The sequence below is a fragment of the Streptomyces sp. NPDC093018 genome, assembly GCF_040684035.1.
In the GTDB taxonomy this organism is placed as follows: Bacteria; Actinomycetota; Actinomycetes; order Streptomycetales; family Streptomycetaceae; genus Streptomyces; species Streptomyces murinus.
Map to the genome: position 1 here is coordinate 176,626 of NZ_JBFBFF010000005.1, position 15,149 is coordinate 191,774.

Consider the following 15,149-nt stretch of genomic DNA (forward strand, 5'->3'; position numbering starts at 1 on the left):
TGGTTGGGATGGGGGCGGAGGCGGGGCCGGTCAGGCGTCGGCAGGCGCGGCGCGGCGGCGGCTGAGCTCGGCGAACCCGGGGTTCGTGCCGAGGACCCCGCCCTCGCCCCAGCGGTTCTGCGGGATCTCCGGCGGGAAGTCTTGAGGGGCGGGGCGGGCGGCTACAGGCCGGCCGACGCCCCGCCGTCGAGGGTGATCGCGGCACCGGTGAGGTGCCGGGCGGCGGGGGACAGCAGGAAGGCCGCGAGCCGGGCGACGTCGGCCGGCTCCGCGAGGGTGCCGGGGGGGTACCGGCGGCGACCTGGGCGCCGACCTCCTCGGCGGTGGCCCCGGTGCGCTCGCCGATCGCCTTCGCGATCTCGTCCCACAGCGGGGTGGGTACGGCGCCGGGGTCGAGCACGTCGACCCCGGCACCCCGCGCGGCCCGCTCCCCCAGCTCCCCCAGCTCCCCGGCGATCCGCTCGTACCGCCCCTCCCCCGCGTCCCCGTGCCCCCGCACCAGCCGAAAGCGCAGAAAGTCGAACATGCTCCTGCGGACGATCAGCGTCTCGTCGACGTCGCAGAAGACCAGATGGGCGGGCCGCCCCAGGTCCCCGGCCAGCGCCTCGTTCCCCCTTCCCGCCAGCACCGTCATCGTCGGAACCTCCCCCTCGGGGCCCGGCGCGGTGCCGGGCACAGACAAAAATTCCTTTGCGAAGGTATTACTTGGACACGCGCGCCAGAAGGGTGTTTCACAGAGCCCGGTTCCGGCGCCCGAGCCGTACGGCGGCCCGGTCCGGCACGCGCGAAAATTTGTCACGGCCGAGACACATGTCCTCGCCCGACGGCATTAATGTGGTCCTTCGAGGAGGACGGCGCCGGATCCGTGCAGGGCAGGCGTCGGACGCCTCGCCGCAGTCCCCGGAACGAAGGTGTCATGCCCGCTGAGAACGCCCCCGGCGTCGGCAACCTCGACGACGACGACTATCCCGCCTACACCATGGGGCGGGCCGCCGCCGTTCTGGGCATCACCCCCGCTTTCCTACGGGCCGTGGGCAGGGCCGGACTGATCACCCCGCTGCGTTCGGAGGGCGGCCACCGCCGGTACTCCCGCCGGCAGCTGCGCATCGCCGCCCGCGCCCGGGAGCTGGTCGACCAGGGCACTCCCGTGGAGGCCGCGTGCCGGATCGTGTCCCTGGAGGACCAGCTCCAGGACGCCCACCGGCTGAACCAGGACATGCGCCGGAAGCTGGACGCACACGGTATCCATATCTAGTCCCGCCGATACAGAATCGCTGAGCACGGTGGCGGCAGAATTGGCCGGACGGCCGGAAAACCCCCCGGGCGCCGCCAAGCGACGTGTGTTAGCGTGATAGGCGTTGCAGTTTTGGTTGCCAGAGAATTTTTTTCTTTGCAGAGCTTTCCGGATCTTTCCGGAGGGGTGATCACAGCGGCGACTCGGCTTCGCAAGGTGCGAAGTCCGGCACTGCCCCCTAAGGGAGATTCACATGGCAACTGGCACCGTGAAGTGGTTCAACTCGGAAAAGGGCTTCGGCTTCATCGAGCAGGACGGCGGCGGCGCTGACGTGTTCGCCCACTACTCGAACATCGCCACCTCCGGCTTCCGTGAGCTTCAGGAAGGCCAGAAGGTCAGCTTCGACGTCACGCAGGGCCAGAAGGGCCCGCAGGCCGAGAACATCGTTCCTGCCTGACGCTGACACGCGTCGTCGCGAGCCGAGCGGCTCGCACATCATGAGGCTGGGGCCCGCGCTCTCGGGGTGCGGGCCCCAGCTCATTGTCTTTTTCCGGGCCCTCGCCTTTCCCTGGACGACTCCAGCGCCGAGAGCTGCCCGGTTCTTCACCATTTCTTCGGCTCATTCTTGCGAATCCTCACGCGGTCGGCACCGCCGGACGGAATTCCTCGATACGCCGCATCGAGGAGGGTTCCCCCATGAACCGCACCCGTCGCACCAACGGCACCACCGGTGACCTCCGCGCCCCCCGCAGGTCCGCGCGCCCCCGTCCCGGCACCAGCCGCAAGACCGGTCAGAGCGCCCGGCCCGCCGCGCGCCGGCAGGAGTTCGCCCTGCCCACCACGGTCACCGAGCCGCTGCCCGCGGTCGAGGCGTTCGCCGAGCTCGACATGTCCGAGCGGCTGCTGACCGCGCTGGTCAACGAGGGCATGACCGTGCCCTTCCCGATCCAGGCGGCCACCCTGCCGAACGCGCTCGCGGGCCGGGACGTCCTGGGCCGGGGCCGTACCGGCTCCGGCAAGACGCTCGCCTTCGGCCTGCCGGTACTGGCCCGGCTGGAGGGGCAGCGGGCCCAGCCCAAGCAGCCCCTCGCCCTGGTCCTCGTACCGACCCGGGAACTGGCCACGCAGGTCACCGACTCGCTCGCCCCGTACGCCCGCGCCCTGCATGTGCGCTTCGCCACCGTGGTCGGCGGTGTGTCCATCGGCCGCCAGACCAGCGCGCTGCGCGCCGGCGCGGAGGTCGTGGTCGCCACGCCCGGCCGCCTCAAGGACCTGATCGACCGCGGCGCCTGCCGCCTCGACCATGTCGCCGTCACCGTCCTCGACGAGGCGGACCAGATGGCCGACATGGGCTTCATGCCGCAGGTGACCGCGCTGCTCGACCAGGTCCCGGCCCGTGGGCAGCGGCTGCTGTTCTCGGCCACCCTGGACCGCAACATCGACCTCCTGGTGCGGCGTTACCTGCACGACCCGGTCGTGCACTCGGTCGACCCGTCGGCCGGCGCGGTCACCACGATGGAGCACCACCTGCTCCAGGTGCGGGACACCGAGAAGCACGACGCCGTGACCGAGATCGCCGCCCGCGACGGACGCGTGATCATGTTCCTGGACACCAAGCACGCGGCGGACCGGCTGGCCAAGCACCTGCTGTCCGTCGGGGTGCGCGCCGCGGCCCTGCACGGCGGCAAGTCCCAGCCGCAGCGCGACCGTACGCTGGCGCAGTTCAAGAACGGCCAGGTCACGGCCCTGGTCGCGACCAACGTCGCGGCCCGGGGCATCCATGTCGAGGGCCTCGACCTCGTCGTGAACGTCGATCCTCCGGCCGACCACAAGGACTACCTGCACCGCGGCGGCCGCACCGCCCGCGCGGGCGAGTCCGGCACCGTCGTCACCCTGGTGCTGCCGCACCAGCGGCGCGCGATGGACCGGCTGATGGCCGACGCCGACATCACCCCGAGCACCGCGCGGGTGCGCCCCGGCGAGGACGAGCTCCAGCGCATCACCGGCGCCCGGACGCCCTCCGGCATACCGGTCGTCCTCGCCGCACCGGCCGACGACCGCCGCGAGAACGGCGAAGGCTCCACCAGCCGCCGCCGGGGCCGTGGCCGCGGCCGCGGCGCGGGCGGCCAGGGCGGCGCCGGCCGCACCACCGGCCAGGGCACCGGCCGCGGCGGCGCGAGCGGCCAGAACTCCGGCCGGAGCAGGAGCGGCCAGGGTGCCGCCGTGCGTGGCGAGGGCGGCGGCCAGAGCGGCCAGGGTGCCGGTGGCCGTGGCGGGAACAGCAGGGGCGGCGCGCAGACGCGTCGGCCTCGCAGGACCAACCCGTAGTCCGAACACCCCGACGGGTCAGGCGAGGCGATCCCGGGCCGTTTCCGGCCCGGGGACGCGTGCACGCCGGTACCCGTTGTGAAGAGTCCCCGCACCTGCCCCCGTCCGTCCGCGCACGGGGGCAGACTTGGCTCATGTCGCAGCGAGATGAGCTGGTACACGGGATTCGTGCGCTCTCCGACGCGGAGGCCGTGCGGGCGTTGACGGTGTTGGTGGAGGACCGGGGCTTGCTGTCCTCGGCCGAGCAACTTGCCTTGCCCGATGGCGAGTTGGGGGACGCGCTCACAGCGGCGGGGGTCGAGCCGGGCGGCGCGGCGGGGGAAGGCGACGTCGCACGGGCCGTGTTGGAGTACGCCGCCCTGAGCGGGGACGGTGTCGTCGCTGAGGCCGTGGAGTATGTGCGGTCGCCGATGGAGCGGTTCGACCCGGTGTCCGTGTCCGTGGGGGTGCTGGCCGTCACGCTGCTGCAGACCGAGATCGTGGCCAAGCGGGACACCCGGGGGCGGTGGAGTGTGACCGTGCGCAAGCGGGCCCTGAAGGACGCGGCGCTCGCACGCGTGCTGACGGCGTTGCTCTCCCATCTCACCGACGGCAAGTAGGCCGCGGTGACGGTCTCCACGAGGACGTCGTACGAGTGGAGTTGTGAGCGGTGCGCTCGGCGGTGCCGGGCCCCGGTGTGGCGCGTCGTCGACAGCCGTGAGCGCGCCGATGTCCTCGAAAGCCCCGATGGGCCGGACGGGTTCGGGCCCGGGCTGCACTGGGCGGGCTGCCCCGGCTGCGGGGCCCGGACACAGGTCGAGGCGCCGGTGCTGGTGCTGCGGGCCGGGGCGTTCGTACCGTCGCTGTTCGCCACCTCCGTCGCGGAGCTCCGGCGGGATGCCACCGCGAGCGCGGCCGCGCTGGTGGAGGAGGCGCGGGTCGCCGGGGCCTTCACCGGCGGGCGGTTCGGCGGGAACGTGGTCGTGCTGCCGCGCAGACTGCTGCCGTTCGCACTGAGCCGGGACACCGAGCGGGACCTCGCGGATCCCGAGGCGGCGTGCGCGCAGTTGGCGCCGTACGGGGCCCCGACGGTGGACAACTACCGGATCTTCCTGGACAACGTGGCGGCGGAGTCGGCGGAACCCGATGTCCGGGAGCTGTTGTACGCCGTCACCGTGACCATGCCGGACCGGCTCGCCGAACTGGTCCGCACGCACCCCCGGCTCACCGAGGGCACCCTGGTGCGCGACGCCGGGGCACGGGAGCTGCGCGAAGTCGCCGGCACCCCGCTGGAGGCTCCGCTGCGGCTGCGGCAGCGGCTGCTGGAGGAGCTGTGCGGCGGCCGTGTGCCCGTGGACAGGGCCGTCGAGCGCCACGCGGCGGCACTGGCCGCCTTCGGCCAGGGGCTGCGGACCCGGCTGTACGAGATGTACGACCAGGTCCGGGACGCGGCAGGGCCGGAGAGCATCCCGCTCGCGCGCGAGGCACTCGAACTGGCGGGACAGACCGGCGAGTCGGAGATCGAGACCGAACTCGCCGCGCGGCTGGGCGGCTTGCTGGTGTCGTCCCTTTATACGGCCCACCCCGGCGATCCCGCCGAGGCGGTGCGCGTGCTCCAACTCGCCCTGGCGCGGCTGCCGGAGGGCACCCTGCGGTGGGCCGAGGTGGCCACCCATCTCGCTTCGGCCCAGTACTTCCGTGACGACGGCGACCGCATCGAGCGCTGGGAGTCCGCCCGTGCTCTGCTCGCCCGCGCCGCCGCCGCGGTGGACCGCCGCACCCACGGTGAGTTCTGGGCCCGGGTGCAGACCAACTACGGGCTGTTGCTGGGTCAGCGGCCGGGCGGCGGCGCCGACGATCTCACCCTCGGCATCGAGCACCTGCGGGCCGGGCTGGGCGAACCCGCCCGCGCACGCGACCGCGTCGACCGGGCCTACTCCCTGATCAACCTCGGGCTGCTCCTGTTCCGGCGCGGCGGACCGGGTGATCTGGAGCGGGCCGAGAGGTGCTACCGGGACGCCCTCGGGCGGCTGCGTCCGGACGACGACCCCGTGCTGTGGTCGCAGCTCCAGTGCAACCTGGCCGACCTGTTGCTCGCCCCCGAGCGGGAGAGCGCCGACCCACGCGGCGCCCACGCCGCCGCGACCGCCGTCGTCGCCTTCGACGCCGTGCGCCCGGGGCTCCTCGACACCAGCCGCGCCACCTGGCTGCTGGCCCGGACCGCCGATCTGTTCGACGGTCCGGGGAGCGCCGAGGGCCTACGGCTGCGGCGCGCGGCGCTGACCGCCGTACCGCCGCGTGTCTTTCCGTTCCTGCATCTGGCCATCGCCCGGGAGGCGGCCTGCGCGCTCGCCGCCGCCGAGGACTGGGGCGGGGCGGCCGATGTGGCGTCGGGCATGCTGACCGCCGTCCACGCGCTCTACGACGCCCAGGTCACCGCCGCGGGCCGCCGGAGCGTGCTGCTGCTGACGCGCGGCACCGCCCGCCAGGCCGCGTTCCTGCTGGCCCGCGCGGGCCGCCCGGAGCGCGCGGTGGAGGCCATCGAACGGGGGCTCGCCCGCGAGCTGTCGGTGGTGACCGGGCGGGACTCGGTGGACCTGGCGGCACTGGAGCGGACCGACCCCCTACTGGCCCACCGATACCGGGCGGCACGGGAACGGTACCGGCTGGTGGCCGCCGGGGTGGAGGGGGCGGATACGGCGGCTACCTGGGCGGAGGGGGCGGGCACCGGGGCCGAGGAGACGGGCACCGGGGCGGAGGGGGCGGGCGCCAGGGTCGAGGAGACGAGCGCCGGAGTCGAGGAGACGGGCGCCAGGGTCGAGGAGACGAGCACCGGAGTCAAGGAGGTGGGCGCCGGAGCCGAGGAGACGAGCACCGGAGTCGAGGAGACGAGCACCGGGGCCGAGGAGAGGAGGGCCGAGCCGACCGGGGAGTTCGCCGCGGCGGCCGGGGAGTTCACGGCCTCGGAAGGAGGTTCCGTCGGCTCGGACGAGGGGTTCGCCACCTCAGGCGAGAGAGCCGCCACCTCAGGCGAGAGAATCGCCACCTCGCGCGAGAGAGTCGCCGACGCAGGCGAGGAGTTCGGGACCGCGGCCGAAGCGGTCGTCCCCCCGACCGGAGAGTTCACCGCCACGGCCGGAGCGGTCGTCCCCCCGACCGGAGAGATCACCGCCCCACCCGGAGGGATCGCCCCATCCTCAGGGATCGCCCCCGCCACAGGGATCGGCCCCCCGGCCGGAGGGATCACCACCCCACCCACAAGGACCACCCCCGCCACAGGGATCGGCCCCGCCGCGGAGATCGGCCCCTCCACAGGTGCGCAGGCTGCGGCTGAGCGTGGGATGCGTGCCGTGGTGGATGAGATCCGGGCGATCCCCGGGTTCGAGGGGTTTCTGCGGGCGAGCGAGGTGGCGGATGTCGTCCGGGCGGCGGGCGGGATGCCGCTCGTCTATCTGGTGAACGCGCTCTGGGGCAGCTGCGTGCTCGTGGTGCCGCGGGACGCGCGGGCCGGGGTGCGCGCCGTGTTCGTCCCCGAGGTGACCAGTTCCTCGGTCGTCCGGCTCCTGGCGCTGGACCCGGAGACCCCCGAGGCGGGGCTGCTCCTGGCCCAGCAGGCCGGTGCGCTCGCGCGGCGGCGTGAACTGCCGCGCGCGGTGGGCCGGTTGCGGGACCTCGCCCCGCTGCTGCGCCCCCTCGCCGCGCTGCTGGCGGAGGACCCCCGGCACGAGGCGGTCGTCGTACCGACCGGACTGCTGGGACAGGCGCCGTTGCAGGCCGTGCCGGTGGGGGGAGACGGTGAACTGCTGGACGAACTGGGGACGTTGACGCTCGCGCCGTCGGCCGGGGTGTACGCCGCCTCCCGAGTGGCCGCCGCTCGGCCGCCGTCGCCCGTGCCCCGGCTGGTCGCGGTGTCGGATCCCGACGGCTCGCTGCCGGGGGCCCGCGGTGAACTGGCCGGGATCCGGGAGCTGTTCGAGGCAGGCGGGGAGTCCGTGTGCGCCGTGGGCGAGGATGCCACGGTCGAGTGGCTGCTCGGGCATCTCGCCCAGGCGTCGTATCTGCATCTGAGCTGCCACGGAAGCGCGGAACTCATCGGGCGGGGCGGCACGTTGACGCTCGCGGACGGCGTCCTGGATCTGGACTCGCTCGTACGACACCGGCTCCCGCGCTGCCGACTGGTGGTGGCCGGGGCGTGTCAGTCCGGGCGGTACGAGGTGATCGACGCGCCCGACGAGTTCACCGGGCTGCCGGGCGGCTTCCTCCAGGCCGGGGCCGCCTGTGTGATCACCAGCCTGTGGCAGGTGAACGATCTGGCGACGGCGCTGCTGATGACGCGGCTGTACGAGCTGCTCGCGCCCGTCGGTGATGCGCGGGGCGAGCCCCCGGTGGCCGCGCTGCGCGCGGCGCGGACCTGGCTGCGGCGACTGACCTGGTCCGGCCTCGCGCGGTACACCGACGGCCGTCCCCACCTCGCGGCCCTGGCCGGACGGTACGCCCGGCCGGGGCGGGACGCCGACGAGTGCCCCTTCGCCTCTCCCGTGCACTGGGCGGCGTTCACGGCGTGGGGGGTGTGAGCCGGGTCAGCCCCGGTAGGTCGGGCCGAGCCGGTCGAGCGTGTAGTGGGCATCGGGGTCGGTGGGCGACCGCGGGGCCCGGATCTCCATGAGGGTGTAGCGGCCGCCGGCCAGCCCGGTGACGACGACCGTGGCGGCCGAGGTGACCTCCCCGCCCTCGGCGCAGCTCGGCCGGCAGACCACCTCGGAGACGACGCCCTGCGCGGTGGCCGTGGCGCTGCCCCAGTCGGTCCAGATCAGGTCGTGCAGCATGGCCGACCCGTCTCCGCAGAACAGCAGGAGCGAGACGGGCTCGCTCAGGGGCTTGCCCGAGCAGTCGTCGATCGTCCCGCCCTGCCGGGTCCGCCGGGGGGTCGGGGCGGGCGGCGCCTGGCTGGTGGGCGTGGCGGGCCGGGTGGCGGGGTCCGTAGCGGGGTCCGTGGAAGGGGTCTGCTCCTCGCTCGGTTTCTGCGACGGAGTGTCGTCCTCGGTCGGCTGGAGCCGGGTGGGCCGGCTGGTCACCGGGGCGTCGGCGACACGGGTGCCGCCGTCGCGGCCCGGCACCAGGAGCAGCAGCGCCGTGACGAGCACGCCGACGAGGACCGCGGCCATGACCACGAGGGCGAGCCGGGCCCCGGACAGACCGCGTGGCCCCGGGCGCGGCGGCGCCTCGACCGGGGTCTCCGTGGGAGGGGCGGTGCCGGCGGGGCCGCGGACCGGGCCCCCGGCGGGGTCGATCAGGTCGTCGACCTCGACCGTCCACACCGGTGCCTCGGACGGCTCCAACGCCTTGATGACGGCGAGCAGTTGGGCGGGGGTCGCCCGCTCCCGCGGATCCTCGGCCAGGCACAGGGCGACGACCTGCCGCAGCCGCACCGGAAGGTTGTCGAGGTCGGGCCGCCGGTTGCTGACGCCGGTGTAAGCGGCGACCAGCAGCATCCCCAGCGCGACCATGTCGGCCGCGGGCATGGGCGTCCCGCCGCCCGGCCGTGCCCCGCCGCCCGGCCCCGGCGTGTCACCGGTCAGCCGGGGCCCGCCCCTGGTCAGCAGCACGTTCCCGGCCCGCACATTCCCGTGTGCCCGCCCGGCCCGGTGCAGCACGGCCAGGGCCCCGGCCAGGCCCGCCGCGATCCACAGCACCGCGTCCTCCGGCAGCCCGCCGGCGGCCCCGACGACCTCCGCGAGCGAGGGCGCGGGCCCGGCAGCGCCGCCGTCCTTGCGCACCGGCACCCCACCGGCCCGTGCCCTCTGCCCCGACCCGCCGCCCAAGGGATCACTGTCCGCCGAACGCCTCATCCCGTCCCCCATGACCAGAAGAAGTTTCAGGACGAGTCTGGCCAAATCCGGCTGCCGCTACAAGGACTTGGACACCGGGGTCCCGGTCCTTCACCACACCGGCACGGATCCTCGTCGTCACACCCGGCGGGCGTACGACGTCAGCCGCTCGGCGAACTCCGCCATCAGGGCGCGCAGTTCGTCGGGGCCCTCGATCACGAAGGGGCGGTCGAGGGAGGCGAGAAGAGGGGGGAGCCAGTCGAGGCGTTCCGCGTGGAGGCGGACGCGGAGCCAGCGTTCGGCGGTCGGGTCCCGGTCCCCCTCGGGGTCGTCCAGGGTGGCGACGGTGGCGGGGAGGCGGGTGCGGATCCGGGCCGGGGTGCCGTGGATCCGCAGGGTGACCTGGTGGCGGTACTCGGCGGTGGCGAAGGCGGACAGGACGCGCTCGGCCGGGTCGGGGCCGGAGGGCGGTTCGAACGTGCCGGGCAGGGTGCGCGCGGCGGTGATGCGGTCCAGGCGCAAGGTGCGGTCCGCGGCGCGGGAGGCGTCCTCGCCGGTGACGTACCAGCGCCCCGCGTGGGCGACGATCCCGTACGGGTGCAGGGTGCGTTCGCTGCGCCGGTCCGCGCGGTCGGTGTAGCGGATCGAGACCGGGCGGCGGTGGCGTACCGCGTCGGCGAGGGTCAGGAGGACCGCGCTGTCCGGGGCGTCCGCGGCGTCGGACGTGCCGGGCTCGTCCGTGAAGGCCAGGGCGTCCAGGAGGGTCTCCAGACGGCCGGCGATGTGCCGGGGCAGGACGCGCCGGATCTTCGCCGAGGCCGTCTCGTTCGCCGTGCGCTGCGCCGTCGTCAGCCCCGCCCGGCGCCCGGCGATCAGGCCGAGCAGGACGGCCAGCGCCTCGTCGTCGCCGAGCATGAGCGGCGGCAGCCGGTATCCGGGGGCGAGCCGGTAGCCGCCGTAGCGGCCGCGCACCGACTCCACGGGCACGTCCAGGTCGATCAGCTGATCCACGTACCGGCGCACGGTCCGCCCCTCGACGCCGAGGCGGTCGGCCAGCTCGGCCACGGTCCGGGTGCCGCCCGACTGGAGCAGTTCGAGGAGGGTCAGGACGCGGCCGGTGGGTCGGGACATGCGCACAATCTAACGCCGATAGTGGACCGATTCTGTCCCCTATTTCTCCTAACGTGCGGGACGCAACCCGAATCCGGCACCACAGGAGACCCCCATGGACTTCGTCTCGATCCGCGTCATCACCGGCGACGTGGCACGCCTCGTCGCCTTCTACGAGCGCGCCCTGGGGGTGCGGGCCGAGTGGGCCACCGAGGACTTCGCCGAACTCCGGCCCGCGGGCGCCACGCTCGCGATCGCCGGCACCCGCACGGTCCCGCTGTTCGCGCCCGGTTCCGCCCGCCCGGCGGACAACCACAGCGTGATCACGGAGTTCCTGGTCGACGACGTGGACCGCGTCCACCGGGACCTGTCCGGCTTCGTCGCCGAGTTCGTCACCGAGCCGACCACGATGCCCTGGGGCAATCGTTCGCTGCTGCTGCGCGACCCCGACGGCAACCTCGTCAACTTCTTCACGCCCGTCACCCCGGCCGCCGTCGAGAAGTTCGCGGCCCGCCGACCCGCACAGCCGGTCACGCCCGTCGGCGACCGCTCGCGATAGCCTCCGGCAGGCCGCTCCAGCGGGACACGGACGGCCTGCGGAACGCGCGGACCGGCCGCGCGGTCGTACTCGACACCGTCGTACGCGATCACGACCGGCGGGCTCAGGAAGCACGGCCAGCGGGCTCAAGAAGCGCGGCTGGCGGGCTCAGGAAGCACGACCGGCGGGCTCAGGAAGGAAGCACCCCGGCCCGGAAGGGCTCCACCCCGACCACGTGCCGCACCTTCTCCGGTTCGACCAGCACATGCACCCGCCGCTCCCCCTCCATCAGCCACGGGTAGCTGTCCTGTCCCAGGTACTTCCGCGCCAGCCGGTCCATCCCCCGCTCGGCCTCCTCGCCGGTCACGAGGCGCACCGCGCGGCCGGAGATCAGGACCCGGTCGTAGGGGTTCTCGGCGTCGGCGTGGGAGAGGTGGACCCGGGGGTCATGGCGCAGGTTCTCCTCCTTGATCCGCCCGACCGAGGTGTTGAAGACGATCAGCCCGTCCTCCAGCCCCACCCACATCGGCGTCGCGTGCGGCGCCCCGTCCGGCGTCACCGTGGCCACGGACCAGAAGTTCGCCCCTTCCAGCCGCTCCCGCACCCGCTCCGTCAGTTCCACCGCCACGGTGGCCCCTTTCCTTGATCATCATTGGTCCGTCCACCGTGACACGGGCGACCGTCGGCGAAACCGGTGATTCCGGAAAGATCATGTGAAGACCGGCCGCAGGCGCACGGGCCGATTCCCGCCACCCGGCACCACCCCGGGGCCGCTCTTCGGGCTCCGCCCGCTCAGAACCCCCAGCCCCGGGCACCGGGCCCCGGAAAATATCTTGTTTATCGGTCAAATTCGGGATCGTGCGGCGCGCGCATAGCCAGCGTTAGCGGGGTCATGACACCCTCGTATGCCCGGCCAGTACAGGTCCTACCGGCGGGAGGACTCTGGTGGAGTTCGAGATCCGGCTCTCAGGTTCGGTCGAGGTGCGCGTCGGTGGGCGGGCCGGGCCGTTGGGGCCCACGAAGTCGCGGGCGGCCCTGGCCGCGCTGGCCTGGGATGCGGGGCGGTCCGTGAGCGTGGACAGCCTGGTCCACCGCATCTGGGACGACCATCCGCCGGCCACCGCCCGCGAGACGCTGCACACCCATATCTCCCGGGTGCGCCGCGCCCTGCGGACGGCCGACCCTGACGCGCCGACCATCACCAGCCGCACGAACTCGTACGTCCTGCACGTCGACCCCGACCGTGTCGACCTGCGCGCCTACACCAGCTGCGTCGAACAGGCCCGCGCGCTCAAGGGCAGCGACGACGACGCGGCGCTCCAGCTGCTGGAACGGGCGGACGCCCACCGGTACGGCGAGCCGCTCGCCGGGATCTCCGGTTCCTGGCCGGACCACTTGCGCGCCACAGTGGGCGAGACGGCCCTGATCGCCGCCATGACCCGCGCCGAACTCCTCATGAACGCGGGCAGGTTCACCGAGGCGGTGCCGGTCCTCGCCCCGCTGGCGCCCGAACACCCCGTCGACGAGGCCCTGGTGGGGCTGCTGGCCGTAGCGTTGCACGGCGGCGGCCGTACGGCGGAGGCGACCAAGCTGCTGCAACGCACCCGGCAGCGCGTCATCCGGGACATCGGTCTGGACGGGGGCCGGCGCCTCCATCGCATCCAGGAGGGCATCCTGGCCGGCGCCCCGGCAGGCGCGCTGTACGGCCAGGACCCCCGCCGCCGGCCCACCGCACGGCCCGGCCGCCCCGTGCCGGACAACCTGCCGCGGGACGTTCCCTGGATCGGCCGCCGCGAGGAGTTACGGCGGCTCACCTCGGCCCTGTGCGAGGGCGGGGGCGAGTCGGGGGCCGTGGTGACCGTGGAGGGGATGGGGGGCGTCGGCAAGTCCGCGCTGGCCGTGCACTGCGGGTACGAGGTGGCGGACCGCTATCCCGACGGCCGCTGCTTCGTACGGCTCGGCGGGCACGCGGCGGACCGGACGGCCGGCGCCCCGGACCGCGCGCTCACCACGCTGCTGCGGGTGCTCGGCCCGGAGGGCAGGGAGTTGCCGCAGGACACCGAGGAACTCACCGCGATGTGGCGGTCGTTGGCGCGGGACCGGCGGATGCTGGTGATCCTGGACGACGCCGTCTGCTCGGAGCAGGTACGGCAACTGCTCCCCGGCGCCTCGCCGACGTCGGTCGTGGTGACCAGCCGCCGCCGCCTCACCGGCCTGCCGGGCGCGCGCTCGATCTCGCTCGACGTGCTGCCGAGCGACGACGCGATCGCCCTCTTCGAACGGCGCCTCGGTGCGGGCGGGCGGTCCCGGGCGGCGGAGATCGCGGACATCGTGCGGATCTGCGGCCATCTGCCGCTGGCCGTCGAGATCGCGGCGAGCCGGCTGCTGGCCAGGTCGTCGTGGACCGCGGCGGATCTGCTGCGGCAGCTGACCGCGGGAGCGGGCGGGCTCGATGAACTCCGTGACGGTGAAAGGACGTTGGAGCATGTGTTCGCCCTGTCCTATCGAGCGCTGAACGCCGAACAACAGCTGGTCTTCCGGCGGACAAGCCTGCACACCGGAATGGAGTTCGGGCCGCATGCGGTGGCGGCGCTGACCGGTCTGTCCCTCGCCGCGACGGAACGGGCGCTGGAGCAGCTGCTCACCCAGAATCTGCTCGCCGAGCCCAGAGCGCACCGGTTCACCCTGCATGATCTTCTGCGCACGTACGCGCGGTCCTTGAACGACGCAGAGGGAACGGAGTCGCGGACAGCGAAGGAACGGTTGGCGAGGTTCTATATCCGCGCGGCGGATCACGCGGACCGTCTAGTGCACCCCTACCGATCTCGCACCAGCCTGGACACCGACGATCTCATTACCCATCCCAAGATCGATGACGTGCCCGCAGCCGAACGGTGGCTGGCCACCGAAAGCGGCAATCTCTCGAACACTCTGGCCTGGATCACCAGACACGGATCCGAACGTCAACTCGCCATATCCGTGCACGTATTGGCAGGACTGCTCGATATGCGTGGGCACCTGGCCGGTATGGAGCCGCTGCTGCACCGGGCGGTCGACTACTGGGCCGGCGCCGAGGACGGCACGGCGCAGGCGCGGGCCCTGCTCGACCTCAGCGTCGCGCACAGCCATCACTCCCGCTACGAGGAGGCGATCTCGGGCGCCCACCGGGCGCGGGAGCTTGCACGCACGCTGCGGGATTCGGAGCTGGAGAGCGAGTGTGTCAACCAGATGTGCATCCCGCTGTGGCAGACGGGGCAGTACGGGCTGGCGCAGTCCCTGCAGAAGCAGACGTTAGATTCCCTCTTGCGAACAAATAACAAGCTCCAGATAGCGCGCAGCTACAACCTCCTCGGGATTACCCATCTGCACCTGGCGGAGGTCGACTCCGCGCGAGACTGCTTCAACTCCTCCCTGTCCGAATTTACAGAAATTCGTCACGAGCGGGGGATATTCAGTTCACTCAACAACCTTGGGGAAGTCTCGACGAGAACGGGCGATTTCAAGTCCGCCGAACGAGCCTATCGAGAAGCCCTTTCCTTGGCGTCGCGAAGAGCCGATAGAAGAGAGCTGGAAACCCTTCGCATGAACCTGGCCAACGCCTTGATCGGCCTGGGGGAGACAGCGGAGGCGCTGACCCTCTCGCACCGCTCTCTGGAGTTCTTCCGAGCCGTGGGGGACCGGCGCAGGGAGGCCATCGCCCTCAATCGGATCGGCCGGGCACATCGCGCGGCGGGCCGTAGCGAGCAGGCCATACCGCTGCATGTCGCCGCGCTCGTGCTGGCACGGCGCATCAACGCCGCGGGCGAGGTGGTCGACGCCGCCCACGACGCCGCTCTTGCCCACATGGACACCGGCCGCGCGACCCAGGCATTGGCATATGCCAAAGAGAGTTGCACCTTGAGTATGCAGATTGGCGCTCACGCCGAAGCGGCCCGCGCTTCACGCACCCTTTCCACCCTGCGCGCCACCCGACGGACAGCGGCGCGGTAACAGACCATTCATTGGTTGCGCGACGCCAATTAGACGCAGGGCCTCGTGTGCATGTATTAATGTCGAACGTGCGAACAAGGGCGCCTCGAAACCGAGACTTCCCCGCGCGATTCACCCTGCTCAAGCCCCGAGGACACAGACT

11 protein-coding genes are annotated in these 15,149 nt (G+C 72.9%); 7 read left to right on the top strand and 4 right to left on the bottom strand.

What is annotated here, in order from left to right; translation table 11 throughout:
* Positions 1–161: 161 nt before the first annotated feature.
* Positions 162–368 carry an SDR family oxidoreductase gene (locus AB0N90_RS14130; protein ID WP_365196143.1) on the bottom strand — a complete coding sequence of 69 codons (207 nt, stop codon included), beginning with the start codon at positions 366–368 and terminating at the stop codon, positions 162–164.
* 548 nt (positions 369–916) lie between these two features.
* Here AB0N90_RS14130 and AB0N90_RS14135 point away from each other — a divergent pair.
* The 5 genes from AB0N90_RS14135 (at position 917) to AB0N90_RS14155 (ending at position 8,115) form a co-directional block, all read left to right on the top strand.
* Positions 917–1,255 carry a MerR family transcriptional regulator gene (locus AB0N90_RS14135; protein WP_361672382.1) on the top strand — a complete coding sequence of 113 codons (339 nt, stop codon included), beginning with the start codon at positions 917–919 and terminating at the stop codon, positions 1,253–1,255.
* 232 nt (positions 1,256–1,487) lie between these two features.
* On the top strand, positions 1,488–1,691 hold the full coding sequence (locus AB0N90_RS14140; RefSeq protein WP_003969786.1) for a cold-shock protein: 204 nt from the start codon (positions 1,488–1,490) through the stop codon (positions 1,689–1,691).
* A gap of 239 nt (positions 1,692–1,930) precedes the next feature.
* Positions 1,931–3,562, top strand: coding sequence for a DEAD/DEAH box helicase (locus AB0N90_RS14145; protein WP_365196145.1), 1,632 nt, complete (start codon positions 1,931–1,933; stop codon positions 3,560–3,562).
* A 134-nt stretch (positions 3,563–3,696) separates the two neighbouring features.
* The gene (locus AB0N90_RS14150) at positions 3,697–4,161 is read left to right on the top strand and encodes a hypothetical protein (RefSeq protein WP_365196147.1); all 465 of its coding nucleotides are present in this window, start codon (positions 3,697–3,699) and stop codon (positions 4,159–4,161) included.
* Between the two features lie 6 nt (positions 4,162–4,167).
* Positions 4,168–8,115 (top strand): CHAT domain-containing protein, encoded by a 3,948-nt coding sequence (locus AB0N90_RS14155; RefSeq protein WP_365196150.1) that lies wholly within the window; start codon positions 4,168–4,170, stop codon positions 8,113–8,115.
* Positions 8,116–8,121: 6 nt separating this feature from the next.
* Here AB0N90_RS14155 and AB0N90_RS14160 read toward each other — a convergent pair whose 3' ends face one another.
* Together AB0N90_RS14160 and AB0N90_RS14165 are read right to left on the bottom strand one after the other, a co-directional pair.
* Positions 8,122–9,363: a hypothetical protein gene (locus tag AB0N90_RS14160; protein ID WP_365196152.1), complete on the bottom strand. Its 1,242-nt coding sequence runs from the start codon at positions 9,361–9,363 to the stop codon at positions 8,122–8,124.
* Between the two features lie 144 nt (positions 9,364–9,507).
* Positions 9,508–10,500 (bottom strand): YafY family protein, encoded by a 993-nt coding sequence (locus AB0N90_RS14165; RefSeq protein ID WP_365196154.1) that lies wholly within the window; start codon positions 10,498–10,500, stop codon positions 9,508–9,510.
* Positions 10,501–10,594: 94 nt separating this feature from the next.
* On the opposite strand from AB0N90_RS14165, the gene AB0N90_RS14170 reads away from it, so the two are divergent.
* A complete protein-coding gene (locus AB0N90_RS14170) occupies positions 10,595–11,038 on the top strand; it encodes a VOC family protein (protein ID WP_361672368.1) in 444 nt (147 codons plus the stop codon).
* Positions 11,039–11,207: 169 nt separating this feature from the next.
* Here AB0N90_RS14170 and AB0N90_RS14175 read toward each other — a convergent pair whose 3' ends face one another.
* Positions 11,208–11,645 (bottom strand): PPOX class F420-dependent oxidoreductase, encoded by a 438-nt coding sequence (locus AB0N90_RS14175; protein WP_365196157.1) that lies wholly within the window; start codon positions 11,643–11,645, stop codon positions 11,208–11,210.
* 317 nt (positions 11,646–11,962) lie between these two features.
* Between AB0N90_RS14175 and AB0N90_RS14180 the strand changes: the two genes are divergently transcribed.
* Positions 11,963–15,007, top strand: a complete 3,045-nt coding sequence (locus AB0N90_RS14180) for a tetratricopeptide repeat protein (protein WP_365196159.1) — start codon at positions 11,963–11,965, stop codon at positions 15,005–15,007.
* Positions 15,008–15,149 lie beyond the last annotated feature (142 nt).